This window comes from Brevibacterium sp. CT2-23B, from assembly GCF_013168765.1.
Lineage (GTDB): Bacteria > Actinomycetota > Actinomycetes > Actinomycetales > Brevibacteriaceae > Brevibacterium > Brevibacterium sediminis.
In genome coordinates this window covers 442,573-466,100 of record NZ_JABBYK010000002.1, presented here as the reverse complement: position 1 = coordinate 466,100, position 23,528 = coordinate 442,573, and the positions used below count along the sequence as shown (strand labels likewise).

42 protein-coding genes are annotated in these 23,528 nt (G+C 60.4%); 6 read left to right on the top strand and 36 right to left on the bottom strand.

Annotation, left to right across the window (positions count from 1 at the left end; all coding sequences use genetic code 11):
- Window positions 1-19: 19 nt before the first annotated feature.
- The 32 genes from HIM68_RS07290 to HIM68_RS07135 all read right to left on the bottom strand — a co-directional run bounded on the left by HIM68_RS07290 (window position 20) and on the right by HIM68_RS07135 (window position 13,984).
- A complete protein-coding gene (locus tag HIM68_RS07290) occupies window positions 20-277 on the bottom strand; it encodes a hypothetical protein (protein ID WP_172171013.1) in 258 nt (85 codons plus the stop codon).
- The gene (locus tag HIM68_RS07285; RefSeq protein ID WP_172171011.1) at window positions 274-498 is read right to left on the bottom strand and encodes a hypothetical protein; all 225 of its coding nucleotides are present in this window, start codon (window positions 496-498) and stop codon (window positions 274-276) included. Before HIM68_RS07285 ends, HIM68_RS07290 begins: the two co-directional genes overlap by 4 nt.
- Complete coding sequence (locus tag HIM68_RS07280; protein ID WP_172171009.1) at window positions 495-716, bottom strand: hypothetical protein; 222 nt, start codon at window positions 714-716, stop codon at window positions 495-497. The genes HIM68_RS07285 and HIM68_RS07280 overlap by 4 nt, the downstream gene beginning before the upstream one ends.
- Complete coding sequence (locus tag HIM68_RS07275; protein WP_172171007.1) at window positions 713-973, bottom strand: hypothetical protein; 261 nt, start codon at window positions 971-973, stop codon at window positions 713-715. Before HIM68_RS07275 ends, HIM68_RS07280 begins: the two co-directional genes overlap by 4 nt.
- Window positions 970-1,611: a hypothetical protein gene (locus HIM68_RS07270; protein WP_172171005.1), complete on the bottom strand. Its 642-nt coding sequence runs from the start codon at window positions 1,609-1,611 to the stop codon at window positions 970-972. The genes HIM68_RS07275 and HIM68_RS07270 overlap by 4 nt, the downstream gene beginning before the upstream one ends.
- Window positions 1,608-1,817 carry a hypothetical protein gene (locus HIM68_RS07265; protein WP_172171003.1) on the bottom strand — a complete coding sequence of 70 codons (210 nt, stop codon included), beginning with the start codon at window positions 1,815-1,817 and terminating at the stop codon, window positions 1,608-1,610. Before HIM68_RS07265 ends, HIM68_RS07270 begins: the two co-directional genes overlap by 4 nt.
- 101 nt (window positions 1,818-1,918) lie before the next feature.
- Window positions 1,919-2,551 carry a hypothetical protein gene (locus tag HIM68_RS07260; RefSeq protein WP_172171001.1) on the bottom strand — a complete coding sequence of 211 codons (633 nt, stop codon included), beginning with the start codon at window positions 2,549-2,551 and terminating at the stop codon, window positions 1,919-1,921.
- Between the two features lie 119 nt (window positions 2,552-2,670).
- Window positions 2,671-3,429: a hypothetical protein gene (locus tag HIM68_RS07255; protein WP_172170999.1), complete on the bottom strand. Its 759-nt coding sequence runs from the start codon at window positions 3,427-3,429 to the stop codon at window positions 2,671-2,673.
- Between the two features lie 542 nt (window positions 3,430-3,971).
- Complete coding sequence (locus HIM68_RS07250) at window positions 3,972-4,271, bottom strand: hypothetical protein (RefSeq protein WP_172170997.1); 300 nt, start codon at window positions 4,269-4,271, stop codon at window positions 3,972-3,974.
- 114 nt (window positions 4,272-4,385) lie between these two features.
- A complete protein-coding gene (locus tag HIM68_RS07245) occupies window positions 4,386-4,658 on the bottom strand; it encodes a hypothetical protein (RefSeq protein ID WP_172170995.1) in 273 nt (90 codons plus the stop codon).
- Complete coding sequence (locus HIM68_RS07240) at window positions 4,655-4,912, bottom strand: hypothetical protein (RefSeq protein WP_172170993.1); 258 nt, start codon at window positions 4,910-4,912, stop codon at window positions 4,655-4,657. Before HIM68_RS07240 ends, HIM68_RS07245 begins: the two co-directional genes overlap by 4 nt.
- A complete protein-coding gene (locus HIM68_RS07235; protein WP_172170990.1) occupies window positions 4,905-5,153 on the bottom strand; it encodes a hypothetical protein in 249 nt (82 codons plus the stop codon). The genes HIM68_RS07240 and HIM68_RS07235 overlap by 8 nt, the downstream gene beginning before the upstream one ends.
- A 142-nt stretch (window positions 5,154-5,295) precedes the next feature.
- A complete protein-coding gene (locus HIM68_RS07230; protein ID WP_172170988.1) occupies window positions 5,296-5,607 on the bottom strand; it encodes a hypothetical protein in 312 nt (103 codons plus the stop codon).
- Entirely contained in the window at window positions 5,604-6,017 is a 414-nt protein-coding gene (locus tag HIM68_RS07225; protein WP_172170986.1) for a hypothetical protein, read from the bottom strand. The genes HIM68_RS07230 and HIM68_RS07225 overlap by 4 nt, the downstream gene beginning before the upstream one ends.
- Window positions 6,014-6,853: a hypothetical protein gene (locus HIM68_RS07220; protein ID WP_172170984.1), complete on the bottom strand. Its 840-nt coding sequence runs from the start codon at window positions 6,851-6,853 to the stop codon at window positions 6,014-6,016. Before HIM68_RS07220 ends, HIM68_RS07225 begins: the two co-directional genes overlap by 4 nt.
- A 2-nt stretch (window positions 6,854-6,855) precedes the next feature.
- The gene (locus HIM68_RS07215; RefSeq protein WP_172170982.1) at window positions 6,856-7,047 is read right to left on the bottom strand and encodes a hypothetical protein; all 192 of its coding nucleotides are present in this window, start codon (window positions 7,045-7,047) and stop codon (window positions 6,856-6,858) included.
- A complete protein-coding gene (locus tag HIM68_RS07210; protein ID WP_172170980.1) occupies window positions 7,044-7,307 on the bottom strand; it encodes a glutaredoxin domain-containing protein in 264 nt (87 codons plus the stop codon). The genes HIM68_RS07215 and HIM68_RS07210 overlap by 4 nt, the downstream gene beginning before the upstream one ends.
- Window positions 7,308-7,320: 13 nt before the next feature.
- Window positions 7,321-7,698, bottom strand: a complete 378-nt coding sequence (locus HIM68_RS07205) for a hypothetical protein (protein ID WP_172170978.1) — start codon at window positions 7,696-7,698, stop codon at window positions 7,321-7,323.
- On the bottom strand, window positions 7,695-8,111 hold the full coding sequence (locus HIM68_RS07200; protein ID WP_172170976.1) for a hypothetical protein: 417 nt from the start codon (window positions 8,109-8,111) through the stop codon (window positions 7,695-7,697). Before HIM68_RS07200 ends, HIM68_RS07205 begins: the two co-directional genes overlap by 4 nt.
- Entirely contained in the window at window positions 8,108-8,422 is a 315-nt protein-coding gene (locus tag HIM68_RS07195; protein ID WP_172170974.1) for a hypothetical protein, read from the bottom strand. The genes HIM68_RS07200 and HIM68_RS07195 overlap by 4 nt, the downstream gene beginning before the upstream one ends.
- A 487-nt stretch (window positions 8,423-8,909) precedes the next feature.
- Window positions 8,910-9,530 carry a DNA cytosine methyltransferase gene (locus HIM68_RS07190; RefSeq protein WP_216656972.1) on the bottom strand — a complete coding sequence of 207 codons (621 nt, stop codon included), beginning with the start codon at window positions 9,528-9,530 and terminating at the stop codon, window positions 8,910-8,912.
- Window positions 9,527-9,907 (bottom strand): WhiB family transcriptional regulator, encoded by a 381-nt coding sequence (locus HIM68_RS07185; RefSeq protein WP_253903796.1) that lies wholly within the window; start codon window positions 9,905-9,907, stop codon window positions 9,527-9,529. The genes HIM68_RS07190 and HIM68_RS07185 overlap by 4 nt, the downstream gene beginning before the upstream one ends.
- Window positions 9,885-10,361, bottom strand: coding sequence for a single-stranded DNA-binding protein (locus HIM68_RS07180; protein WP_172170970.1), 477 nt, complete (start codon window positions 10,359-10,361; stop codon window positions 9,885-9,887). Before HIM68_RS07180 ends, HIM68_RS07185 begins: the two co-directional genes overlap by 23 nt.
- Entirely contained in the window at window positions 10,361-11,230 is an 870-nt protein-coding gene (locus HIM68_RS07175; protein ID WP_172170968.1) for a RecT family recombinase, read from the bottom strand. Before HIM68_RS07175 ends, HIM68_RS07180 begins: the two co-directional genes overlap by 1 nt.
- Window positions 11,227-12,255 carry a lambda-exonuclease family protein gene (locus HIM68_RS07170; protein ID WP_172170966.1) on the bottom strand — a complete coding sequence of 343 codons (1,029 nt, stop codon included), beginning with the start codon at window positions 12,253-12,255 and terminating at the stop codon, window positions 11,227-11,229. The genes HIM68_RS07175 and HIM68_RS07170 overlap by 4 nt, the downstream gene beginning before the upstream one ends.
- Window positions 12,252-12,440, bottom strand: a complete 189-nt coding sequence (locus HIM68_RS07165) for a hypothetical protein (RefSeq protein ID WP_172170964.1) — start codon at window positions 12,438-12,440, stop codon at window positions 12,252-12,254. Before HIM68_RS07165 ends, HIM68_RS07170 begins: the two co-directional genes overlap by 4 nt.
- Window positions 12,437-12,652 carry a hypothetical protein gene (locus HIM68_RS07160; RefSeq protein WP_172170962.1) on the bottom strand — a complete coding sequence of 72 codons (216 nt, stop codon included), beginning with the start codon at window positions 12,650-12,652 and terminating at the stop codon, window positions 12,437-12,439. The genes HIM68_RS07165 and HIM68_RS07160 overlap by 4 nt, the downstream gene beginning before the upstream one ends.
- Window positions 12,649-12,867: a hypothetical protein gene (locus tag HIM68_RS07155; protein ID WP_172170960.1), complete on the bottom strand. Its 219-nt coding sequence runs from the start codon at window positions 12,865-12,867 to the stop codon at window positions 12,649-12,651. Before HIM68_RS07155 ends, HIM68_RS07160 begins: the two co-directional genes overlap by 4 nt.
- Complete coding sequence (locus tag HIM68_RS07150) at window positions 12,848-13,000, bottom strand: hypothetical protein (protein ID WP_172170958.1); 153 nt, start codon at window positions 12,998-13,000, stop codon at window positions 12,848-12,850. The genes HIM68_RS07155 and HIM68_RS07150 overlap by 20 nt, the downstream gene beginning before the upstream one ends.
- Window positions 12,997-13,266 (bottom strand): hypothetical protein, encoded by a 270-nt coding sequence (locus HIM68_RS07145; protein WP_172170956.1) that lies wholly within the window; start codon window positions 13,264-13,266, stop codon window positions 12,997-12,999. Before HIM68_RS07145 ends, HIM68_RS07150 begins: the two co-directional genes overlap by 4 nt.
- A complete protein-coding gene (locus HIM68_RS07140) occupies window positions 13,263-13,697 on the bottom strand; it encodes a hypothetical protein (RefSeq protein ID WP_172170954.1) in 435 nt (144 codons plus the stop codon). The genes HIM68_RS07145 and HIM68_RS07140 overlap by 4 nt, the downstream gene beginning before the upstream one ends.
- 8 nt (window positions 13,698-13,705) lie before the next feature.
- A complete protein-coding gene (locus HIM68_RS07135; protein WP_172170952.1) occupies window positions 13,706-13,984 on the bottom strand; it encodes a hypothetical protein in 279 nt (92 codons plus the stop codon).
- Between the two features lie 240 nt (window positions 13,985-14,224).
- On the opposite strand from HIM68_RS07135, the gene HIM68_RS07130 reads away from it, so the two are divergent.
- The 5 genes from HIM68_RS07130 to HIM68_RS07110 are packed head-to-tail and all read left to right on the top strand — an operon-like array spanning window position 14,225 to window position 17,858.
- Window positions 14,225-14,782, top strand: a complete 558-nt coding sequence (locus HIM68_RS07130) for a hypothetical protein (protein ID WP_172170950.1) — start codon at window positions 14,225-14,227, stop codon at window positions 14,780-14,782.
- Window positions 14,779-15,567 carry a HipA family kinase gene (locus tag HIM68_RS07125; RefSeq protein ID WP_172170948.1) on the top strand — a complete coding sequence of 263 codons (789 nt, stop codon included), beginning with the start codon at window positions 14,779-14,781 and terminating at the stop codon, window positions 15,565-15,567. Before HIM68_RS07130 ends, HIM68_RS07125 begins: the two co-directional genes overlap by 4 nt.
- On the top strand, window positions 15,543-16,307 hold the full coding sequence (locus tag HIM68_RS07120; protein WP_172170946.1) for a hypothetical protein: 765 nt from the start codon (window positions 15,543-15,545) through the stop codon (window positions 16,305-16,307). Before HIM68_RS07125 ends, HIM68_RS07120 begins: the two co-directional genes overlap by 25 nt.
- 39 nt (window positions 16,308-16,346) lie before the next feature.
- The gene (locus tag HIM68_RS07115; protein WP_172170944.1) at window positions 16,347-16,757 is read left to right on the top strand and encodes an ImmA/IrrE family metallo-endopeptidase; all 411 of its coding nucleotides are present in this window, start codon (window positions 16,347-16,349) and stop codon (window positions 16,755-16,757) included.
- 3 nt (window positions 16,758-16,760) lie between these two features.
- Window positions 16,761-17,858: a site-specific integrase gene (locus tag HIM68_RS07110; protein ID WP_172170942.1), complete on the top strand. Its 1,098-nt coding sequence runs from the start codon at window positions 16,761-16,763 to the stop codon at window positions 17,856-17,858.
- Window positions 17,859-17,916: 58 nt separating this feature from the next.
- Here HIM68_RS07110 and nrdF read toward each other — a convergent pair whose 3' ends face one another.
- The 4 genes from nrdF to nrdH form a co-directional block, all read right to left on the bottom strand.
- Window positions 17,917-18,888: a class 1b ribonucleoside-diphosphate reductase subunit beta gene (gene nrdF / locus HIM68_RS07105; protein WP_172170940.1), complete on the bottom strand. Its 972-nt coding sequence runs from the start codon at window positions 18,886-18,888 to the stop codon at window positions 17,917-17,919.
- 145 nt (window positions 18,889-19,033) lie between these two features.
- Window positions 19,034-21,160 (bottom strand): class 1b ribonucleoside-diphosphate reductase subunit alpha, encoded by a 2,127-nt coding sequence (gene nrdE / locus HIM68_RS07100; RefSeq protein WP_259357927.1) that lies wholly within the window; start codon window positions 21,158-21,160, stop codon window positions 19,034-19,036.
- Window positions 21,161-21,165: 5 nt separating this feature from the next.
- On the bottom strand, window positions 21,166-21,579 hold the full coding sequence (nrdI, locus tag HIM68_RS07095; RefSeq protein ID WP_101546862.1) for a class Ib ribonucleoside-diphosphate reductase assembly flavoprotein NrdI: 414 nt from the start codon (window positions 21,577-21,579) through the stop codon (window positions 21,166-21,168).
- Window positions 21,580-21,581: 2 nt separating this feature from the next.
- Window positions 21,582-21,827, bottom strand: a complete 246-nt coding sequence (gene nrdH, locus HIM68_RS07090) for a glutaredoxin-like protein NrdH (protein ID WP_025778731.1) — start codon at window positions 21,825-21,827, stop codon at window positions 21,582-21,584.
- A gap of 702 nt (window positions 21,828-22,529) precedes the next feature.
- Between nrdH and HIM68_RS07085 the strand changes: the two genes are divergently transcribed.
- Complete coding sequence (locus tag HIM68_RS07085) at window positions 22,530-23,525, top strand: MoxR family ATPase (RefSeq protein WP_139908556.1); 996 nt, start codon at window positions 22,530-22,532, stop codon at window positions 23,523-23,525.
- The last annotated feature ends 3 nt before the right edge of the window (window positions 23,526-23,528 follow it).

The window sequence follows — 23,528 nt, the reverse complement described above, 5'->3', positions numbered from 1 at the left end:
TCCCGGGGTGCAAAGATTGTCAGGCATGTGGCCTCCATTCAGCTTTCAACGTGGCGCGGATGGTTCCGGTGGTGTGGGTGATGGTGAAGTCGTCGACAGGGCCGGGGTAGAAGTGCTCTTTGCCGGTGATTTCGCGGTCCCTGACGACGACGCGTTCGAGGTTGATGCCGGTGACGAGGATGCCGGTGTACAGGCACTTCTCGTCCCTCAGATCCACTTCGGTGCCGACTGTGGATAGCGGCATGGTGTCGATCGGCAACCATGGATTCTCGGTCATCGGGTTTTCCTTTCCCTGCGGTCGCTGATTCGTTCCCACGCGACAGCGATGAGTCCGATGGGCACGACTACGGGCCATCCGATGCCGGTGAAGAGACCGACTGCGGTGTAGGTCATGTAGTCGGTGAGGTCGTCATCTTTGGTGCCGGTCTCGATCTTCATGTGCGCGGCGGCAATGATGGCGCAGATGAGGCCGATTGCGATGTAGGCGAGGAGGATCATCGGTCGTCCTCCACTTGAACGTTGAAGGTTCGTCGCGGCACCTTGCCGGATTCCACCGTCACTCCACCCAGCTTCACGTCGTCGCCCTTGAGGTTCGTGACGATCTCTTCGCCGGTCGCGTAGGTCGGGAAGATGTGGAGCTCGAGAATTGTGTTCGGTTCGAAGCCGAGGACTTCGATGGCCTTGATCAGCTGGCTGCGTGTGATGACTTTGCTCATGGTGTGCGCACTTTCTGTAATCCGGTGGTGTTCTCTTCGAGTTTTTCGGCGATCATGCTGGCCGCGTGGGTCCAGAGCATTGCCCCGGTTGCGGCCATGTTCTCGGCCTGCTCGATCGCCTCTTTGGCGATGACTTCTTGGTGGTGGGCGATACTCCATCCGTCCGGTGTGCGCCCGAGCCGTTCGTATTCGAGTGCCAGGAGGCCTGCGGCACGGAAGAGGCGTTGTCGTTGCGCCATGACTTGTTGGATGGTCATTTGCCGCCTCCTGCGAGGTTGCGGAGGATCCGCGGGATCTCGGTGGCCGCGGTCTGCATTTGTTCGGGTGTGGCACTGATGGCGGTGAGGAGTGAGGTGAGGACGGTTTCGAACTGGGCGCCCGTCTGCTCGGCCAGTTTGACTTGGCGTTCGTCGACGCCGGCCTTGAGTGTTTCGGCGGCGTACTTGGCGAGCTGGTCCTGCGCTTTGTGTAGGAGCGTGTATACGACGTGCTGGCGGGCTTCCTCGGTACGTTCGAACTGTTCCCCGAACTCCGGGTTGTCCTTGCCGACAACCTTGGTCTCACCCCACCACAGGTCGCCATCGGTTTCGAGGAGTTCCACCTGGTGCCGCAGCCATTCGACTTCTCCGGCTTTGGATGCGACGAGGTCGAGGAGCGCCTGTGCGGGGTCAAGATTCTCGTGGGGTGTACCAAGGCGGCGGGCGACGCGGGTGAGCTTCTCCTGCTCGAGGTTCCGGGCGGCGGCCGCCCTGGCCTTCTTCGATCCCCCACCGTGGCGCAGGCACACGCGGAGGCCACGTACAGGGTAGTTGCGGCACTGGTCGCCAGGTCGCTTCTTCGACTCGGCCTGGCATTTCTTCGGATCCCAGTTGCTCTTGTCGACGGCCATGGTCACAGCCCCGAGACTTCGGTGGTGACGTACACGGTCGCGTTGTTGGGTACCGAGTGGAGGTGGTCGCCGATGCGGAGGGTGCTGGTGTCGGTGGCGGTTTCGAGGGTGATGGAGTGGAGTGTGCCGCTACGGCATCGGCCGAGGGCTGCGAGAGTCGGCAGGGTGACGGTCTTGCCGAGGTCGCTTGCGTTGAGGTGTCTGACGATCATGCACGAAGCTAAACGCCGGGTACGGGAGAGTTACCAGGGACGACACGCGGAGATGCGAAGAGGCCCCTATCTGTTCGATAAGGGCCTCCCGTGTGGATGTCTTACTTCTTGAGTTGCATTTCTATGTCGCCGAACCACACAGATTTGATTTCTTCGGGAGTGCCCATAAGCCATGCTGGCTGTGAGGCTTTCGCCCCGGGCTTCACATCTGGCATCTCGGTGTCCAGCCATTCGTTGTAGACATCCGTGTAGATTTCGGATTCGTCGATCCGGTCTTGTTCGACGAGTTCGGTTTCGTAGTCTCCGGTCACATCACCGAACACTTCACTGATCGCGGTGGTCAGGTACATCTGTTCTTCTGTTTCCGTCACCAGGGCGATATCCGTCATGCTGTAGCTGCTCGACTCTGAGCCATTCGCGTTGTCGATGGATAGCTCGAACCATTGCCATCCGTCCTGTTCTTCCTCGGGGATCTCGAGTGCTTCAAAGGTCGCCTTGTCCGTCTTGTCCGTGAGCTCGTCGGAGTAAGGCTTGCTTAGATCGAGCGTGTAGACGGTTCCTTCAGGTGTTTCGGCGCTGTAGACACCGAACCCATCGTCATTGGCGGCTGCCTGAGTCGTTTGAGCTGGTTTCGACTGTGACTGCTGATCGGATGATGTTTGCGCATCCGGTCCGCCGCAACCAGCGAGGGAGAGTGCCGCGACGACAGCGATCGCGGTGGAGATCTTCTTCATTCCTGAAGAGTATCCGGTGTTTCCTTGAACCTTTGACTACTACAGGCTTCGTTACCAAACTGCAAGCAACAATGCGCCTCAGTTTGAGGACTAGAAGCAGACTCCACGCCAGGACATAGCTATTTAGTGGATCGTTCGATGATGACCGGCACTGGCTTGTCCGGGAACTGAACGGTTGGAGTGGGCCCAAAAAACGTGGTTGCCGCTGTGAGTGTTGCGATGATGAGGGATAGCGCGGCAATCCCGATTGATGCCCAACGAAACTTTGAATCGATTCTTCTACGTTGCTCGGCCTGCTTCTCACCTTCGACGAGTCTCGTCGACATGTCTTCCAAATAGTTGACTATGGCAAGCATTGACGGTGAATCGGCTATTTGTTGTACTTCTCGAAGTTGTTCCTGCTCGGAGTCGGAGAGTTCCGGCTCGGGAGCAACCTTCTCCTCCGAGTCAATCGGGATCGAGGTGAGTGTCCCGTCAGGAGCGATCTTAACCCGTAGCTGGTGCGAAAGCTGATTCGTCATCGACCTGAGCACTTTGTCCATGTCCACATTGAGCTTGGGTTTCAAATTCAGTGGTACCGGTTTCGCGCCTTGCATTGTCTTAATATTGGCGCGGATGCTGTCCATTGACGTCATTGCTTCGCGTGCGTTGTCGAGGGTGTCCTTTGCTCGATGCCACAGGACCCTGATTCGGCGATCTTCGTCCTCTGCGGACAGGTATTCTCGCAGTGCGCTCTCCGCTTGAGCCTTTAGCTCCATATCCGCTGATGTGATGTTGACCCCGTCTACGCGGGGAGTTATCAGTTGAGCATGAACAAGCTCGTCGGCGGTGTAGTCGTCCCAACTGAGTTGAGGATCGGTTACGTCAATTTCAATCATGTTGCTGATCCTATTGCCCGCCGAAGCGTTCGGTGCTGTCCCAGATGTATATTTCAGCGGTCGGAGTAGTTTGGCCGCCACGGGGGCCAACTTGGCAACGGTAACTCCATCGTTTCACCCGTCTGCCAGCGAAGCGCTTGCCCCGCTTTTTACCATGTGTGGGTGTGGGCCCGAGATAAAAGAGGTCGTGCAGGATGCATTTCAGCGCCTGTCAGGCGCGGTTGCCGCGAAGAAGGTCGTTCCGGTCGTCAATCATCGTCCGAAATCCCACTCTCTCTGCGCGCAGATTAGGGCTTCGGCTTCCGCTCGGTGGCGGTGGTCGCATTTCCACACTGCGCGTCTCGCGCTCAGTTTGAGTGGGCGGTTGATTATGCCTTGCCAGCTGCCTTCTTCTTGCGATGAGAGGGCGGCGTGGGGTTCGTCGCGTAGCGTGTACTTAGGCATTGTTCTCGGTTCCTGTTCTGTCGTCGATGTTCGTGGTTGGTCTTTCGGCTTATCGTATTCGCCTTCTGTAGTCTTGCGCCGGCGGCTGGTGTGAGTGGTCATTGCTTCTCCCACTTCCCGACGACGCGATACTTCCATCCGTTCGTGATGATGCCCGTTCGCTTGTCGTAGCTTCGATTGCCCGTATCAACGGCGCGATCCACGGTCATTCCGAACTCGTCGATGATTGCCTGGGCCCACGGGAGGTACTGGCGTTGCACGACGTTCGTCTGGCCGCGTTTCGAGTCCATGCCCTCGCCTCGGGCCATTCTCAGCGCGTCTTCCATCCGAGCTAACGGATGCATGTGGCAGTACATGACCGCCGCGATCCTGTCTCTCAGGTTGTCCTGGTCAGTCATTGCCAATACCCCTTTCGCTTGCATGGTTTGCATGGTGCTGGGCCGAAGTCGTCTGCGTCATGTAGTCGTTCTTGTCCGACGAATGCGCCGCACCGTGAGCACCTGAACGGCAGGTCATCCTCGCTCACCATTGATTGCTCCTTCGATTGCTTGAACAGTCGCACACAGCCAATTGGCACAGTCTTGCTCCGCACCCATTTCCGCGCATGCCAGGCACGACCTGATCGTCTCGAACCCGAATGACCACTCGAACGGCTTGTGCAGCTCAAGCACCGCCTCAATGGCATCAGTGAGTCGGCGGATGTCTTTGTCGCCCCACCGGCGCAGCTTCGAACCCTGCACGAACTCCCATCGTTCCTCGATCCACGACTTCACGGTGTCACTCATGCTTCCTCCTCGATCCGGTCGGCGCGCTCTTTGAGCCAGATGCTCGCGTAGTCGTATGGGCTTCTGAACAGGCCCGTAATCTGTCCTGGGCCAAACTGCTTGGCCGCCTCCCTCAGCGCATCCGCTTTGATCTTCGCGATCCCACGCTCTGCGTCCGCTTTGGCTTCGTCGTAGTTTTCGCCGGCCTGTTCTTCCATGGCCCCGGCGTAGCAGTGGGCCAGTTCGACCTCGTCGGGCGTGTACTTCTCACTCATGGTCGTACCCTCCAAGTCGGTTGCTGATTGCGTCGATGACCCCGGCCGCCTGGTCACCCATGCCCAGGTCGGCATACATGCGCACCACGTTCACCAGCGTCAACGTGCGCTGCTCATGAGCGAGGGCCAGGGTGGCCTGCGCAATGGCCCACTCGCCGTCTCCCTCGGTGGCTCCGGGTTGATGTTGGTGGAGCTCGGCGTACGGGTTGCCGGGCATTGAGGTGGTCACTTTGTCTCCCATGTTTCGATTCCATCCCGACCCACGGGACTTTTCCCAGTCCTGACACGCGGTTGGTGAGGTTCCGTTTCGGGGTTGATGGTTGGTGAGGTTCGGTGTGCTTGGGTGAGTCGCCGGCGGGTGATGAGGTACTCGATGAGGCGGATCATTCGCCCACCGCCAATGCGCGAGCAGCGTCTATGGCTTCGGAGAACCAGGCATAGGGCTCACCATCGACGTACACGCGAGGCCTGAACGTCCGGCTGAGCGTTACGGCGGGCACGGGATGGTCGGTGCACGTCCACAGCCCCGGACACGTTGCCCTGTGCTGATCGCGCTCGATCAACAGGCGCATCTGGGCAGGTGGCAGCTCGACGCCGCCGCGAGGTGTCCACCACCCGAACCATGCGTGTTGCCACTCCCGGCCCCGCCTGTCCGTGTACCTGCCTGAGGCGAGGATTTCGTCGACGGTGTTCATGCCGCTCCCCTGAGTGCGAGGATCCCCCGCCGGTACGTCGACCAGGGCGTGTTGCCGCGCACGTAGGCTTCGTACGCTTCGGGTGTGAGTTCCCCCGACGCGATCGCTTTGGACAGTGCTTTCGTCGTGGCGAGCTCAGCTGCGGTGTCGGTCATGTCCGCACGGGACGGGACGATCGTTTCGACCTTCGCGAGACGCGCCCGGCGTTCGGTTTTGATGATGCGCAGTACATCGGCGGGCATCAGCCAGTCTCTCGTCTCTGAGTAGTGTTTCTTCACCGCGTGCTTGGCCTCGGCGAGCGTGTACGGGCCCAGGAGGTCGTACCAGGCGGCCGTGGTCTCTTCGTTGAAGTTGCGGTTGTCGTAGGCGCTGATGAGCGCCAGGAGGGCACCTGTCTCGGTGAGTCTCATAGCAGTTCTCCTTGGATGGTGGTGGCTTGCTGTTCTTCGATGCGGCGTAGGTTTTCGATGACGGCTCGGTGTTGGTCCATGCGTTCATCGGCTCGGTTGCGGGCTGGTCCCCGCTCGGGTGGTCGGCTGCCTGGGCGTGGTGCGAACTTGAGGGCATTGTTCAGCCAGGTGTGGAATCCGCGTGACCAGTCGACGAACGTTTTGCCGTTGGCGATGGCGTGGTCTCGGAAGTTCTCCGCCTCAGCATGGAGGTCGATCCCGAGTTCGGCTGCTTTCGCTTCGTGCGATTCGTTTGGTGCCCAATCGTCGGGGATCCGAGTCTTGCGGCCGGCGGGTGCGGGTTTGTGGGTGTCCCCTGCTGGGGGACTTACAGGGGGTTTATTACTTACCTCTGTCTCTGACTCTGTCTCTATCTCTGCTACGTTTTTGCTAAGCAAATTGCTTGACTGTTTGCTAGGCGTTTTGCTTGGCATGGGCTTAGCATTTTGCTTTTTCGCTCTGCCACCTTTTCGCCCCGCCTCGGCTCTGACCTGGCGTTTTGCTTCGATCTCTTGTTTCGTCTCCTGCATGTCCGCGAATCCGTGGAGCAGGTAGTCGCCGGAGTCGAGTTCGAGCAGCGACGGAGCTTCGGAATCGTTTGCTAGCAGTTCGGTAAGCGCTTGCTGTGGCCATCGCTTAGCAATTTGCTTAGCAATTTGCCCGTCGGTCATGTACTTGCGTGAGTACAGGATCATCTCGACGTGGGCGCGGAATGCTTCGTCGGATAGGACGGCGATCTTCGGGTGGTCGGCGTAGTCGAGCGAGAGGCGTGCGAACAGACCTTCGCGTCGTGCCATTGTCATTCCCTCCCTGGTCGTGGTGGGAGCAGTCCGAGGGTTTCGAGGACGTCTCGCGCCTCATGGGCGGGCAGCCATGATTGGACGACTGCGGTGGCTTGTCGGCGTTCGTGTGGGGTGTTGTTGAGTTTCTCGAGCGAGTAGGTGCTGAGGCTGGCTCCGGCGGGGTTCGCGTACCCGATGCTGTTCGTCATGCTGCGGCCTGCGCTTTCTCTGAGGTGATGTACTTGCCGAGGAGGTCGGGTCGAAGGCCGCTCCAGTGGTCGTTGCGGCCGTCGGGGTAGGTGACGCAGACGACTGGGGCTTGCGTGTATCCCATGGCTTTGACGGCTCGGTAGTCGTCGAGTGATTCGCTGAGGTCGACGGTGCTGTATGTGATGCCTGCACGGTCGAGGATGGCTTTCGTGAGTCTGCAACCGGAGCAGCCTGGGGTTTCGTAAATGGTGATGGCCATGATGGTCTCGCTTTCAGAATGTGACTCGTTGGTCGACGAACTTGAAGTGGATGCGGTAGTGGTCTTTGACGGGGCTCTTGGGGCCTCGCTCAAACTGGACGGATACGACGTGCTCGCTGTTGTCGTCTTCGAGAGCTCCCCCTGAGACGCACCCATCGATTGCGGCTTTCACCGCCACTGAGGCGTTCTCTACGTCCGCCCTGCCCGTGGTGAGGTAGCCGATGGTGGCGACGATGAAGCACGGTGTCGGGACCGTGAGGCGTTGCTGCCTGGTGAGGTAGTGGGCGAGCTGGCGGATGTGCTTCTTCCGCTTCGCAAGGGCAGCCCAGTGGAGCCGGCTGTTCGCCGAGACCCACATGCTCTTGTGCACGTCGACGGTCAGCTCCGTCATGCGGCCTTCCTTGTTCGGTAGGCGGCGGGCCGCTTGTATCGTTCAATGAACGCCAGCCCCTCCGTCGTCTTCGCAAACTCGGCGACCTCGGGCCACGTGATCGGGTCGGGGCGCTTCGCCACAGGCGCATTCGGGTCAGCGATCCGGTGTTTCATGATCGCGGCGTACGCGGCACGCTGGATGCGGCTGTCGAGCTCTGCACCCTGGATCCGCACGACAGTGTTGCGGGCCAGTCCGATCGCCTTGGCCGTGGTGCCGAGAGTGCCGTAATGGTCGATGAGCTCAATCAGGCGGGCTTTCGCCTCACCGACGGCTCGCATCCGTTTGTTTAGGTGCTTCTCGCGGCAAGTGCGGCACATGCCTGCGGCCTTGATGTGCCGTTCGCGGTGGCAAACTTTGCAGGTGGTGGTCATGCTGCTGTCCTTTCTGTGAGGTTGAGATCGGCTCGTTCGAGGAGCCATGTGATTGCGTAGACGGCCTGTTGCGGGACGACACCATTGCCGAGCGCCCTGAGCTGGGAGACACGGGACAGGCCGAGGTCGGGATCCGTGACCCACTCGTCGTCGAGGCCCATGAGCCACTCCACGAACGCCGCAGACAGGCGGTGCTTGCCTTTGTCGGTGAGCTCGGTCGGGGCGGGTGCTTTACGTCCCGTGACGGACTCCCAGCGCTTAATGGCTGGCGCGTACTGTCCGAAATCGGTGTAGTGCAGGCGAGTCGCCAAGTGCGTTGACTTCTCCGGCGGTCTGCCCGAGGTGCGAGGGAGTCCGAAGTCCGCATCACCAGCCTTCGGCGTGGGGAGCAGCGACCGCCGGCGCTCTGCCTCTCCGACTTGCCGAGCAGCGTTCCCGGTCATATCGGTTTCCGGCCACACTTCTTCTGGCATCCCGAGCAGGGCAGGCATGCACTGCAACCCAGGCGAGTTGCGAGTAGCGACCTGGTTCTTCACGTCCACCGGTTTGCCGTCAATCGTGGAGGGCGTTGGGAGTAATTCGTCCTTGAGCTGATCAGGTGCGACCATGTGGACGATCTGCGAGGACAGGCGCAAAGTCTGCCCCTGACGTTCCGCCTTATCCGGGTGGAGCATCCCGCCCTCTGCCTCGGCCGCGCAGGGTGTCCGAAGTAGTGCTCTCACTTGATTACCCAAGCCGGCTGGTTGCGACTTTCGGTTGCTCCCTGAGTTGGGTGCATCCGGCATCGTGTCTGGCGTGTCAAACACCCGGCCAGGCGATGAGGAAGACTCGTTCCCGCCGGTGTGGGGCTCCGACTGCGGACGCAGGAACAGTCGTCCACTCCGCGTCATACCCGAGCGAGGCCAAGTCTCCGAGAACACGTCCGAGAGCCCGGAGAACAGGTCCATGCTGTCCGTCTCCCACAGATCCCTCTCCGGATTCCATGTCGCTTGCGCTGCTTGCTGATGCACTGAGTGCTCCTCTGACGTTTTCCCACACGACGAGGCGTGGTCTGATGGTTGCGATTGCTTCTCTCATGGCGACCCACAGGTTTGAGCGGGTGCCTTCTTTCATTCCTGCTCTCCGGCCGGCGGCGCTGAGGTCTTGGCAGGGTGTGCCGCCGCAGATCACGTCCACGGTCGGCACTTCGTTCCAAGCGAGGGCGGTCATGTCGCCGAGGTTCGGTGCGTCCGGGAACCGGTGCTCGAGGATCGAGCACGCGCCCGAATCAATGTCGGACACCCACACGGTCTTGCCACCAGTGACCTCCTCGACGGCCATGTCCAGTCCGCCGTATCCGCTGCAGAATGACCCGATGCGGGGACGGTCGACTTCGACGAGGCGCGTCATTGCCTGCGGTAGTTCCATCTGGTCGGTCATGCCGCGTCCTTTCGTCGTTCGCGTTCGTATTCGCGACGGTGTTTGAGGCGGTGGATTTCGCGGTCGTCGTCGCAGTGGGGTGATTTCGTGATGACGGGTGAGCCGCAGTCGGGGCAGATCTTCCCGGGATCAAGTTGGGCACGCTGTGCTGCGGTGAGGCCGCCGCGGATCCCGAACCGTTCGGTTGCGGGTTTGCCGCGCTCCTCCTCGAGAGCCCTGCTGGCGCAGATTGCGCGGAGTGGGCAGTCCCAGCAGAGGCGTACGCCGGCGGCCGCCCGGTCGGGGGTGGAGGGGAAGAACAATTCGTCTGCCACCTCCGCCCCCAACTGGGCACAGACCGCTCCCTCCCAGTCGTCAGAATGGCGGAAGGTCTGCATCGGCTGCTCCCGGGTTACTCCCCCACGCTGGTGATTGTTGCGCCTGCTGCTGGTTGCCCCAACCGCCTCCCAGCTGGGACTGCTGCTGTTGGCCGCCGAAGTTCCCGCCCCCGGGCTGCTGTCGCTTCGGGTAGACGCGGATCCCGTCACCGTTGACCTTCGCGGACAACGACTGCCCGTTCTGCCCGTCATACGACGCGAGCTCGGTGATGGTTCCGGTCACGGTCACCTGCGAACCGCGTTCGGGAGTCAGGGCGCTCACGAGGTCAGCGTGTTCGCCCCAGAACGTCACGTCGTAGGCCGTGGATGACAGCTGCTCATACGAACCGTCGTCGTTCTTCTTGGACCGGCCAGCGCGGATCGTGAGGTTCGCGACGTGCTTGCCGCTATTCGTGGTGTTGAACCTCGGGCCGGCGACGATTCCGCCGTCAATGGTTACTCGTGCATCTGCCATCAGGCTGCCTCTCCCTTGATTTCTCCGTTTTCATCAACGAGGACCCCGTCGACGACTTCTTCGTCTTGCTGGTTCTGCTCCATCTGGCGGAGAGCGGTGCCGGTGGTCATGAGGAACGACTTCAGGTCGTCATCCAGTTCCCCCGACGCGGCGCATTCCTTGTACAGGGCGGCGAGCGCATCCGCGGTCTCGCACTCCCCCGCTTCGGCGTACCAGTCGCGCCCCGAGGGTTCCGGCTTCGCCTGCATCTGCTGGCGCTGCTGAGTCGTGCGGGGTCGCTGTTGCGGTGCACGGTTTACGACCTGCTGGTTGTCGGCCTGCGCCATTTCGTCCGACGTGTACAGTCCGCTGAGGTCTTCCGGGAAGGCCTTGCGAATCGCCAGGGCCTCGGCGCACTTCGCGATCATCCGGGCCGGCATCTTCTTCCACATCGGCCCGGTCGCCGTGTACTCAGACGTGAGGGCGACGGTCGTGAACTTTGAGCCGTTGCGCTCGACGATGACCTTCGCGGCGGCAGGGGCGCCCTGCTGGAGCCATACGTCGACCCACTGTCCGTCCTGGCCGCACCAGTACGTCTCGGAGATTCCCCAAGTACCCCCGGTCTTCGTGGTCACCCGGTCGGCGATCTTGTAGAACCCGTCGATGCCGGTCTGGATGGTCGGCTTACCCGAGCGGGTGATCATGTAGATTTCGCGCTTGAACGGGTCGAGGCCAGATTTCTGCGCTTGGTGGAAGAACACAGCCAGGTCGCCCTGCGAGTTCGTGGCGACTCCGAGCTGTTGTAGCGCGGCCATCTGCTGGTCGGTCCAGAACTGCTGGTCCTGGTGGACGGCGAGAGTTGACCCGCCGTGCTGTATTTCGTTGCTCATGCTGCTGCTCCTTCGATGATGGACAGGCGACGGGAGGGCGCGCCGGTCTTGGTGTACTCGTCCTCGATGGTTTTGAGGTTCTGTTTCGTCGGCTCCAGTCCGCGTTCGGCGGCGATCTTTTCCAGCACCGCGGTCTTGTCGAACGACCGGCGCCCGGCGACGGACTGCCAGCGAGCCACAGGGCGACCGTCGACAGTGAGGTATTCGTGATCCCCGATGACAGCCTTGAGTCGCGTCTCGATCGCTGTCCGTTCGTCCTTGATCGACTTCTCGGTGTCCTTAACCTCGGCGAGGCGCTTCAGGTCATCGGTGACAAGCTCCGGTAATGGGGCTTCCGCACACGACTCCGGATCGAGTACCTGCGGGTGCCGGACGCTGAGCTCGTCGGCGGTGACCGTGGTCAGGTCGACCGGGGGCGGTGTGTTCGTTTCCACGTACGCCCAGAACTCAGCACCGGTCGCCATGAGTTCAGCGATCAGGTTCTCGTCACGGTCGACGGGGCCGATGATGTGCGGGGTCCGGTCGACGAGGGCGATGAACCATGCGTGCGAGCGTCCGGTCACGCCGAGGTAGTACTGGGTTTGCACGTACGCGTTGTCGGGGACTTCGCCGGCTTTCCAGTCCTTGGCTTTGTCCGTGTAGATGCCGGTGGTTTTGATTTCGAGGACTCCCCCGTCGGCGGTGAGCCGGTCGGGGTTCGCCATGGCCCACGGGTGTTCCTTGGACTGGTAGGTGCCGACGTTGCGGGTGGCGATGCCGGTGTCCGCAGTGAACCGGGCAGCCAGCAGTGGTTCAACTTCTTGGCCGAACCAGAAGATGTCCTTCTCTTCTTCGACGGGATCCTCGGTGCTAGTTTTGTCCTGCCAGATCTGGAACGGGGTGGTGAAGTTCGAGGCGCCGGAGATTTCAGCCATATCGGATCCGCCGAGGTAGTTGCGACGGGTGTTCAGCCAGTCCTGCCGTGATGCGTCGGCGGGGAGGATGAGTTTCGCGTTGGGTACGCGGAAGTCGGGTTTCGTGGTCACTTTTCTGTTCCTTCTCGGGTGATGGCGACGAGGGCTGCGAATGCGGTGAGCATGGTGAGCAGGCCGAGGCCGTTGAGGGTGATGGTTTGGGTGTAGCTGTAAAAGTACGCGGCCATGGAGGTCACGAGGATCGGCGTGTACAGCCAGGCGATGCGGCGCTTCCGGTGGATGGGGAGGCGACTCATGCGGCACGCCCCCGATCCCACGGACCAGCAGCACCCTTGTTCTTGGCGTGCCCCTGTTCGAGCACTGCGTCCTCGACGTCGTTGAGGAACTGTTCCCCGGCGCCGTCGGCGAGGACACCGGTGACCTGTTTGCCTTTGACGGTGAGGAACTCGACGTGGAGTTCACCGTTGATGCAGTTGACGGTCGCGGTCTTCGCGTTGAAGTGCATCACGCCGCGGCTCCTTTCGTTTCGTGCCGGTCGAGCCATGCGTCGACAGCGGACTGACGTGTGCCTCTGGCGCGAGGTCTCCATGACGTGCCGACTTCGATCCATGCGGGGACTCGATCTCCGCCGTCTCCGCGATCGAGGGCCCGGTCTGCTTGGAGTTGGTAGACGCTGTAGCCGATCTGTTCGGCGACTTCTTTGTCAGTGAGGAGAGCGGCCATGGACGTTTCCTTTCTGGATGCTGCGGTGCTGGTCGCGTGCCTGCCGGTAGTCGGCCCACCCGGCGAGGGCGAGTGCCCCGAGTCCGGTGAGGACGAGGCCTGTGGCGGCGAGCGCGAGGATCAGGGCGTTCATGAGTGCGTCTCCTTGTGGAGGGCGATTGCGTCGCCACTGATTTCGAGGGGCCAGTCCCTGTCGGGGTGGCGGTTGAGGTCGCGGACGCTGGCGTCGGACATGACTGCGAAGTCTGAATACTCTTGGTTTCGGTGGTCGAGGGCCCGGTCTAGACGCGCACAGTCGCCGCATGCTTCGAGGTGTGCGGTAATGATCGAGTTGACGGTGGCATTGCCTGTGAGCGGGATTCCGTCGCCGCAGTCGAAGGCGACCAGGTTGATAGTCATGCCGCCATCTCCTGCCGGTTCGTCGCCCGCCAAATGAGGTTCCGGTTGGCATGCCGGGAAGGACGCGTCGGTTTCACGATGCCGATGGGCTCGATCAGTCCTTTACGGGATGCGCCGCCGATGATCGCGGGCAGCAGGTTCGGGCGTTTGAACATGGCCCGTTCGACAGTGTCGTTACCTTCGAGTGCGTCGCGGATCTCGTCTGCCGAGAACGGCTCACCCGACTTAATGAGGCGATCCAGCGTGGCGCGAATGACGGCACCGGCGTTCGCCTCTACTGAGTCGTTGATCTCGACGATGTGTTGCCCCTCGTTGCGGAGGTCTTCGCCGGTTGGGCTGTTAGCCTTGGTTGTAGACATTTGGTTCACCTTCCTGGTGTCTTTGGCCCTCAGCACTCCACTGCTGGGGGCTTTCTTCTTGTCCTGGTTCATGTCAGCTCCTATGCCGCGTCGCTTGATCTTGCATCTAGCACTTCGGGCAAAAAACAGACCTCCCTGGGGATTCCCCATGCAGCTTCAATCTTTCTGGCGGTCGCCAGATTGACTTGAGTCTTGGGAATCCGTCGGCCGTCCTTTGTGGTCTCGAACCCCTTGCGCAGGGACTGGATGAGCGTGTGCGACAGACGGGTGCGCAGTGCCACTCGGCGCTCGGATCCATGCACCTTCACCTCTTCAGCCAGGTACTGATTGAAGATTCGCCGGTTCACTTTGTACTTCATGTTCACCTCCTTGGTTGCTAGATCTATCGTATAGCGCTTTCCGGGTGGTGGCAAGTAGGAATTTTCGAAGTCCGCATATACGGCTTAGGCTCAACGAATTACAGCGTTGTAGTTCCGTGCCAACACTGGCAAGGGTAAGTTTGTATATACAGACCCACCTGCACGAAAGTGATTGTTGTGAGCGAGCTATCCGACCATCTAGCGGCCGCGAAGAGCAAGCTCGGGATTTCCACCCGGAAAATGTCCGAGCTAGCGCAAGCCAATGGCTACCGGTTGTCGAACTATTCGGCCACCGTGTACACCAACGGCTCGCACCCCGCGACCGCTGACCCGGCAACACTCGCCGCGTTGGCGTTCGTCCTCCGCCTGCCCCTCGATGAGGTGCGACGGTTGGCCGGGCTCCCCTCCGATCTTGGGGAGTTCGAGCCCGACGAGTCGGCGAACTTGCTCACACGTCCGCAGCGAGCCGCTGTGAACGAGATCATCCGCCAATTTGCGGAAGCGAACACGAGAGCAGGTGATGGCAGTGAACACAGTGCCACCCCCATGAACCAGGCCGGCGGGAAGTCGGCAATTAGCGACGACGACGGGCTCGGCTCATTCGGAGGCCGTGCCCGCGGAGACCTCGACCACGAATCCGTGAACGACGGCGCCGGCGACAACGTGCACGAACTGTTCACTCCCCCGCCAGAGCGCGAAGACACTGCCGCCTACGATGCACCCAATCGGGGCAAGCAGCAGAAGGAAGAGTCGGAGAAGCGTGGGGAGGAATCGCAAGATCCGGAGGACTGGGAGTGAGCAAAAGTTCCCCACTTGTGCCAGGTGCCCAGAAGCCACTTAACGGACTGCTGCCCGGGTTGTCGATTCTTCGCGATGAGGTTGAGGCGCAGTATGGCTCTCGTCCGGTGAGATGGGGAGAAGCAAGGGCACTAATCAAGCTGAGTGAAGCAGACCACCCTAATATGCTCCTGTATGAGTTCCTCGGCGAGCGCCTAGCACTTGCACTTGGCCTACCGGTGCCACTTGGCGAAGTTGCGAAGTTACCAGACGCGTCGACCGCCTGGGTTTCCGCGCTAGCTGGAAAATCAACCAGGGACGCACCGCCCGTTAGCGTCTCACGACAACGCGCATTCAAGCCGCAACTTATCGCGAAGCTGCTGGTCTTTGACGCCTGGATTCACAACGACGACCGAACCGAAGAGAACCTGATAGCCGAAGACAAGGGTAGCTTCTGGGCAATCGACCACGAAGGGGCCTTTTTCGGTCAGCGGCCCCCATCTGCAGAGCTCGCTGAGAGGCTGGCGAGAACGCCGGTTTACCGACACCTCGACGAAGGCGCCCTGACGATAGATCCGAAACTCATCCTGGAGGAAGCCGAATGCCTAAAGCAGAATGGCATGGACCTCGCCTTCGCCTATTGCACCGAGGCGCGACTTCGGAAGATCGCGGAGCCTGATGTCATAGAACATGTGTACGATTTACTAGAGAGGAGGCATAATAACCTTCTCGGCATTTTGAAGAATGATCTCATCCGATGCGGCCACTCGGGAGGTGCGGAATGGCAGCCAAGTATTTTCTCGTGAAGTATGTCCCCGATCCTCGGAGACAAGAGCCCAGAAATGTGGGAGTGGTCGTTGAGAATGACGGAGATTTCGCTTTCAACTTCATCGGAAAAGCTGCCGATGGTAACTCCATTGATGGCAGGAAGCTGAGAAAGTACGGTATCTCGCGAGAAGCATTCTCGCCTTGGATTGAATACATTCAAGACCACCTCGATCCCGAGCGATTCGCTACGCTGCTCTCCTACCGAGAGCGCAAGCCTGCCTCCATTTGGGTCGAGCTGGCCGGCCATGAATACGTTGAGATCGAGAGCGCAATGTCGTTCTCAGCTCAGTTGTTCAACGAACTAGTCGCGACAAGCACAACAGAACACGACGAGCCATCGATGAAACAGAGAATCGAGACGATTTTCGACCAAGCCAACATCGACTATCGACAACACCTCAGGCTCCCTGGCCGATTTGGAGCAGCTTCCGAGACCGTTCAACTACCTTTTGACTACGGCGTAAGAGGCAATGAGAACGTGGCATTCGACTTTGCTTCTTCGAGAGGGGGGTTGAGCGCGGCGCTTGGACTCCGAAGCAAAATGGAAGCTGTCAGAAACCTGAACTCTGGCGCGCAGTTTGCCTTCTTCTACGCCAGATCAGGGCACGACGAAGATATAGACGATTTCCTTCTCCCAGTTGAGAGCGAAGCTTATGCCATTGACGTTGATGATGAGCAGAGTGCAATTGCGACGGTGCAGCAGGTTAGTCTGCGTTAGGCATCCTTGTGTCACCCCCTCCTCATATGGTCTTGAGTTATGCACCATCCATGGAGAGAACTACGTGAACGCGGGGACGGCGTTGTCCTGCACTTCACCAGGTTCAACGACACTCGAGTAGCCGCAACGAACGGCAACAACGCCATCTGGCTCGACCAGGATCTACTGCAGGTCGAGCGCCGCTGCGCCATCCAGCACGAGCAAGCACACATCGATCTCGGGCACACGAACTGTGACGACCCGAGAGAAGAACAAGCAGCACGCCGACTCACAGCCCAGAAACTCATCGCCTGGGATGCGCTCGTCGACGTCTTCAAATGGGCCCACACGGCCCACGAGGCGGCCGAAGAACTCTGGGTGACACCTGAAGTCCTCGAGGACCGCCTCCGGTTCCTCCACCCTCACGAGAAACACCTGCTCCGACTCATCGGGGCAGCACGACAAGGATGACACATGGCCAGCATTGAACCGTACGAGACTGCGAAGGGGCGCCGGTACAGGGTTCGGTACACCAAGCCCGACCGGAAGCCCACCGACCGCCGCGGATTCCGCACGAAACGCGAGGCCCAGATCTTCCTCAACACAGTCGAAGTGTCGAAGCTTGAGGGCACCTACGTGGACCCGACGAGGGGAAGGATCACTGTCGAGGAGCTCGGAGCGCACTGGTTGAAAACTGTCAGCGCCAAGCAATCATCGAAAAGGGTGTACGAGACCGCGTTGCGTGTTCACATCTACCCGAAGTTCGGCGCACTACCCGTGAACGGGGTATCCCGATCGAACGTCAGAGAGTGGGTTGCGGAGCTGTCGGAGAAGCGAGCTGCCAGAACCGTCCGCAGGGCACACTACGTACTCCAAGCAGTTCTTCAGACGGCGGTCGACGATCACCTGATCCCGCGCAACCCCGCCAACGGTGTCAAGAATTTACCGTCGATGACTCACCGGAAGAACGTATACCTCACCTATGAGCAGGTAGAGAAGGTGGCGCAAGCTGCGGATGAGCATCACTTGCGTGCTCAGCGCGGCCGGTACGGGTTCGTGCTTTACATTGCCGCATACATGGGATTGCGGTGGAATGAGATCGCGACCCTGACACCGGAGGACGTCGACCTGGAGGCCCGGCGCGTGCGGGTTCGCGCCGAAGTGTCGAAGAACGGCAGGGAACGGTCAGTCGGGTATCCGAAGTTCATGCACGATCGGTTCCGAGCTCTCACGCTGAAAGCTGTTCCCGGTGGTCTCCTCATTCCCGATTTGGCTGAGCCGAAGAATCAGGAGTCATGGTTTCTTTCTGTGCGGAAGAAGGCCAAGCTTGACGAGGGGTTCGTGTTTCACGATCTGCGCCACTCGGCGGCATCGTTTGCGGTATCCGCTGGCGCTTCGGTGAAGGTCGTGCAGAACATGCTCGGTCACTCCTCCGCGGCCATGACCTTGGACGTGTACTCGGATCTGTTCGACACCGATGTGGATGATGTTGCCGAGCGAATCGACGAGGCGCGAAAACGAAACATGGGCAAAACGTGGGCAGACGGCGATACGATCCCCGCTGGGGAGTGAATGCAGAAAAGCGGCCCACCCAAACATTTCTGCTTGAGCGGGCCGCTGACCTAGTGTTTCAGAAGTCCCAGTCGTCGTCTTCGGTGTTCTCGGCTTTGCCGATGACGTAGGACGATCCCGAACCGGAGAAGAAGTCGTGGTTCTCATCGCTGCCGGGCGACAGAGCCGCAAGGATGGCCGGATTCACCTTCGTGACCTCCTTGGGGAACATCGCCTCGTAGCCGAGGTTCATCAGCGCCTTGTTGGCGTTGTAGTGGAGGAACATCTTGCAGTCCTCCGCCAGCCCCACCGGATCGTAGAGATCGTGGGTGTAGGCGACCTCGTTCTCGTAGAGCTCGAACATGAGGTTCATCGTGTAGTCCTTGAGCTCCTGCTTGCGCTCTTCGGACTGCGATTCCAGACCCTTCTGGTACTTGTAGCCGATGTAGTAGCCGTGCACGGCCTCATCGCGGATGATCAGACGGATGAGGTCAGCGGTGTTCGTCAGCTTAGCGTGTGCCGACCAGTACATGGGCAAGTAGAAGCCGGAGTAGAAGAGGAAGGACTCGAGCAGCGTCGAGGCGACCTTGCGCTTGAGCGGATCGTCACCCCGGTAGTAGCTGAGGATGATATCCGCCTTCGACTGCAGGTACTTGTTCTCACGCGACCAGCGGAAGGCCTCGTCGATCTCCTTCGTCGAGCACAGGGTCGAGAAGATCGAGGAGTACGACTTCGCGTGCACGCTCTCCATGAACGCGATGTTCGTCAGCACAGCCTCTTCGTGCGGGGTGACAGCATCCGGGATGAGCGAGATCGCACCGACGGTGCCCTGGATCGTGTCGAGCAGGGTCAGACCGGTGAAGACGCGCATCGTCAGCGTCTTCTCATCGTCGGTCAGAGTCGCCCAGGACTGGATGTCGTTGCTCAGCGGGACCTTCTCCGGCAGCCAGAAGTTGCCGGTCAGGCGATCCCAGACCTCGTCATCGATCGGATCGACGACGCGGTTCCAGTTGATGGCATCGACATGCGATGCCAGAGTCAGATTCTCCAACGCTTTCTCTCTTCCCAAAGTGCTGTTCGTCGTGAGTACGTGCTGTCTGCGCGGCAGACGAAAGTCATGTGTTCGGGCCCAGCCGGCGGCTTGGGGCCCGCACGAGGCCGGCGGACCGATTCACATCGGTCCGCCGATTCCATCATCAGAGCATGCAGGAGACGCAGCCATCGACTTCAGTGCCCTGCAGAGCGAGCTGCCGGAGCCGGATGTAGTAGATGGTCTTGATACCCTTGCGCCACGCGTAGATCTGCGCCTTGTTGATGTCACGAGTGGTGGCGGTGTCCATGAAGAACAGTGTCAGCGACAGCCCCTGGTCCACGTGCTTCGTGGCCTCGGCATACGTGTCGATGATCTTCTCGTAGCCGATCTCGTAGGCATCCTGGTAGTACTCGAGATTGTCATTGTCCATGAAGGGAGCCGGGTAGTACACACGGCCGACCTTGCCCTCCTTGCGGATTTCGATCTTCGAGGCCACCGGGTGGATCGACGAGGTCGAGTTGTTGATGTACGAGATCGAACCGGTCGGCGGCACGGCCTGGAGATTCTGGTTGTAGATGCCGTGCTCGGCCACTTGAGCCTTGAGCTCGCGCCAGTCGTCCTGGGTCGGGATGTGCACGCCTGCTTCGGAGAAAAGCTCGGTCACGCGAGCGGTCCGCGGCTGCCAGACCTCATCGGTGTACTTGTCGAAGTATTCGCCGGTGGCGTACTTCGACCGCTCGAAGCCGGCGAAGGTCTCACCGCGCTCCTTCGCGATTTCCATCGACGCCCGCACACAGTGGTAGGCGACGGTGTAGAAGTACATGTTCGTGAAGTCCAGGCCCTCATCGGAACCGTAGTAGATGTGCTCACGAGCGAGGTAGCCGTGGAGGTTCATCTGCCCCAGGCCGATGGCATGCGACATGTCGTTGCCGCGGGCGATCGAAGGCACGGACTGGATGTTCGAGGTCTCGGCGACCGCGGTGAGTCCGCGGATCGCGGTCTCGATGGTCTGCCCGAAGTTGCTCGAGTCCATCGTCAGAGCGATGTTGAGCGAACCGAGGTTGCAGGAGATGTCCTTGCCGACGACGTCATAGCCGAGATCGTCGTCGTACTTGCTCGGTTCGGAGACCTGGAGGATCTCCGAGCACAGGTTGGACATGATGATCTTGCCGTCGATCGGGTTCGCCTTGTTGACGGTGTCCTCGAACATCACGTATGGGTAGCCGGACTCGAACTGGATCTCGGCCAGAGTCTGGAAGAACTCGCGGGCGTTGATCTTCTTCTTCTTGATCGCCGCGTTGTCGACGAGCTCGGTGTACTTCTCGGTGACGTTGATGTCGGAGAAGGGCACACCGTAGACGCGCTCGACGTCATAGGGGCTGAAGAGGTACATGTCCTCATTGCGCTTGGCCAGTTCGAAGGTGATGTCCGGGATCACGACGCCCAGGGACAGGGTCTTGATCCGGATCTTCTCATCGGCGTTCTCGCGCTTGGTGTCGAGGAACTTATAGATGTCGGGGTGGTGGGCGTGCAGGTACACGGCACCGGCACCCTGGCGGGCTCCGAGCTGGTTGGCGTAGGAGAACGAGTCCTCGAGCAGCTTCATGACGGGGATGACGCCCGAAGACTGGTTCTCGATCTTCTTGATCGGTGCACCGGACTCGCGGATGTTCGTCAGAGCGAAGGCCACGCCGCCGCCGCGCTTGGACAGCTGCAGAGCGGAGTTGATGGACCTGCCGATCGACTCCATATTGTCTTCGATACGCAGGAGGAAGCAGGAGACGAGCTCACCGCGCTGCTTCTTGCCTGCGTTGAGGAACGTCGGGGTGGCCGGCTGGAAGCGGCCGGCGATGATCTCGTCGACGAGCTGGGTGGCCAGAGTCTCGTCTCCGCGAGCCAGGAAGAGAGCGACCATGACGACGCGGTCCTCGAAGCGTTCGAGATAGCGCTTTCCGTCGAAGGTCTTCAGCGTGTAGGAGGTGTAGAACTTGAACGCGCCGAGGAAGGTCTGGAAGCGGAACTTCTGATCGTAGGCGCGCGTCGAGAGCTGCTCGATGAAATCGAACGAGTACTGCTCCAGAACCTCGGGCTCGTAGTAGTCCTTCTCGACGAGGTAGTCGAGCTTCTCCTTGAGGTTGTGGAAGAAGACGGTGTTGTTGTTGACGTGCTGCAGGAAGTACTGCCGGGCAGCCTGCTTGTCACGCTCGAACTGGATCCTGCCGTCCTCGTCGTACAGGTTCAGCATCGCGTTGAGCGCGTGGTAATCCAGATCCGTCTCTTCGCGGATGATGTCCTCTACATTGCGGTCTTCAGCGAGCTCGCGCACAGTTTGTCCAATCCTAGGTTGACAGCGTCGACATCTTCCTGAGTGCCCAGGAGTTCGACTCGATACATGAGGGGTACTTGACACTTTGCCGCGACCTTGAAGGCCGCGCGGCAGTAGTCCATGCCGAAGTTCGTGTTTCCGGCGCCGATGACACCGACCAGATGGCGCCGGTTCTCTTCGACATTGAGGAACTTGATGACTTGTTTGGGAACAGCCCCGCGATTGCGACCGGCCCCATAGGTGGGGGTGACGAGAACGAATGGCTCATCCACTCGCAGCGTCGGCTCCTTGGTCAACGTCGGCAACCGCACTGCCGGGTGACGCAGCTTCGCGACGAAGCGGTGCGTGTACTCGGAGTTGGCGGAGAAGTAGACCAGCAGCATTGTCAGGCCACGACGGACGCAGACTGTTCGCCGGTCAGGGTGGCGATCTTGTCCGGACGGAAGCCCGACCAGTGATCGTTGTCGGTGACGACGACGGGAGCCTGCATGTAACCCATGGCCTTGACGACATCGAGGGCGTTCTCGTCGACGCTGAGATCCACCGACTTGTACTTCAGGCCCTTGGCGTCGAGAGCACGGTAGGTGGCGTTGCACTGGACGCAAGCTGGCTTGGTGTACACGGTGATCATGACGACTCCTTCATTCTGCTGTGCAGTTCGGCATTCTGATGGCTGTGACCGTGTCCCGTCAACTGCTCGATCATGATGAATATCACGAGGCGCAGGCTCAGGGGTGACCACTAGATGTTGTGTTCGGGTTAGACCTTACCCCTATATCCAGTGTTACACCAGTGTCATTTGCAGGTTCCACACCCTGTGTCATCACCGTCCACAATCGTCCACAGGCTGTGAACGACAATCATGTAGTTCGATCACCTGCGCGGACGCTGGGATCGGCGGCTTCAGGGCCGATTTTCGACCCGTTCTCCACCTCCGTTTTCCACCGCTTTCCACAGAAAAAATTTTTGCCTGTGGGCATGTCGCGGAGTCCACGACCGACGATTCCGAACTCCTTAGTGCGGCACCGATCACGTCGAGGCAGAGGCGATCATCACAGCACCTCCTCACATCCGTCCGTCGGTTCCATCGACGCTACAGCCCGGTCCTGACATGAGATGGCCGCGCTGTGAATGGCAGGTGGCGGACGGACGCACGTCGGGCACAGCACTGCTCTGTGTGTCAGCACTGCAACGTTCTCGGCTGTCGCGTGTCAGTGCCAGCCAATATGCTGGAGACCACAGAAACGCATCAGACGGCGTGGCTGAACGACCACAGTGACACCGAAAGACACGTGGCATCGATGCACCAGTGACACCGAGAGACTGAGGGACCATGACGGCAACGGCACCGGCGAACACGCAGGAGATCGCGCACGCACAGACGATCCTCAAGGCTCTGGAGTCCTACCTCGACCATTTCGTCGTCGGGCAGCAGCGCCTGCGCGAATCCCTGCTCATCGGACTTCTCTCCAGCGGTCATCTGCTGCTGGAGAGCGTGCCGGGGCTGGCGAAGACCACGGCGGCCGCGGCTCTGGCCAATGCCGTGGACGGCAAGTTCTCCCGCATCCAGTGCACCCCGGATCTGCTGCCGGCCGACATCATCGGCTCGCAGATCTACAACGCACACGAGGGGTCGTTCAACACCGTGCTCGGTCCCGTGCATGCGAACATCGTCCTCCTCGATGAGATCAACCGGTCGTCGGCGAAGACCCAGTCGGCGATGCTCGAGGCCATGCAGGAGAAGCAGACGACGATCGGCGGCAAACGCTTCGAACTCCCCCGCCCCTTCCTCGTCATGGCCACGCAGAACCCGATCGAGCAGGAGGGCACCTACCAGCTGCCCGAAGCCCAGCTCGACCGGTTCATGATCAAGGACCTGCTCACCCACCCGAACCCCGGCGAAGAGGTCGAGATCCTCTCCCGCCTCGACTCCGGGGTCTTCGACAAGGACTCGGTGCCCGATCCGGCCTGCTCACTCGACGATGTCGTGACCATGCAGAGCTACGCCCGCACCGTCTATATCGACCCGGCCATCACCCGCTACCTCGTCGAACTCGTCCACGCCACCCGCAATACGACGAAGTACCTCGGCCGCTTCGCCCCGTTCATCGAATACGGAGCCAGCCCACGTGCCTCCATCGCGTTCACGAACGCCGGCCGGGCGCTGGCGATGATCCGCGGCCGCAACTACGTCATCCCCGAAGACATCAAGGACCTCGCCCACCGAGTGCTGGCCCACCGCATCCAACTCAACTTCGAAGCCGCCGCCGAGAACATCACGAGCGCCCAGATCGTCGATGCCCTCCTCATGGCAGTGCCCACTCCCTGATCG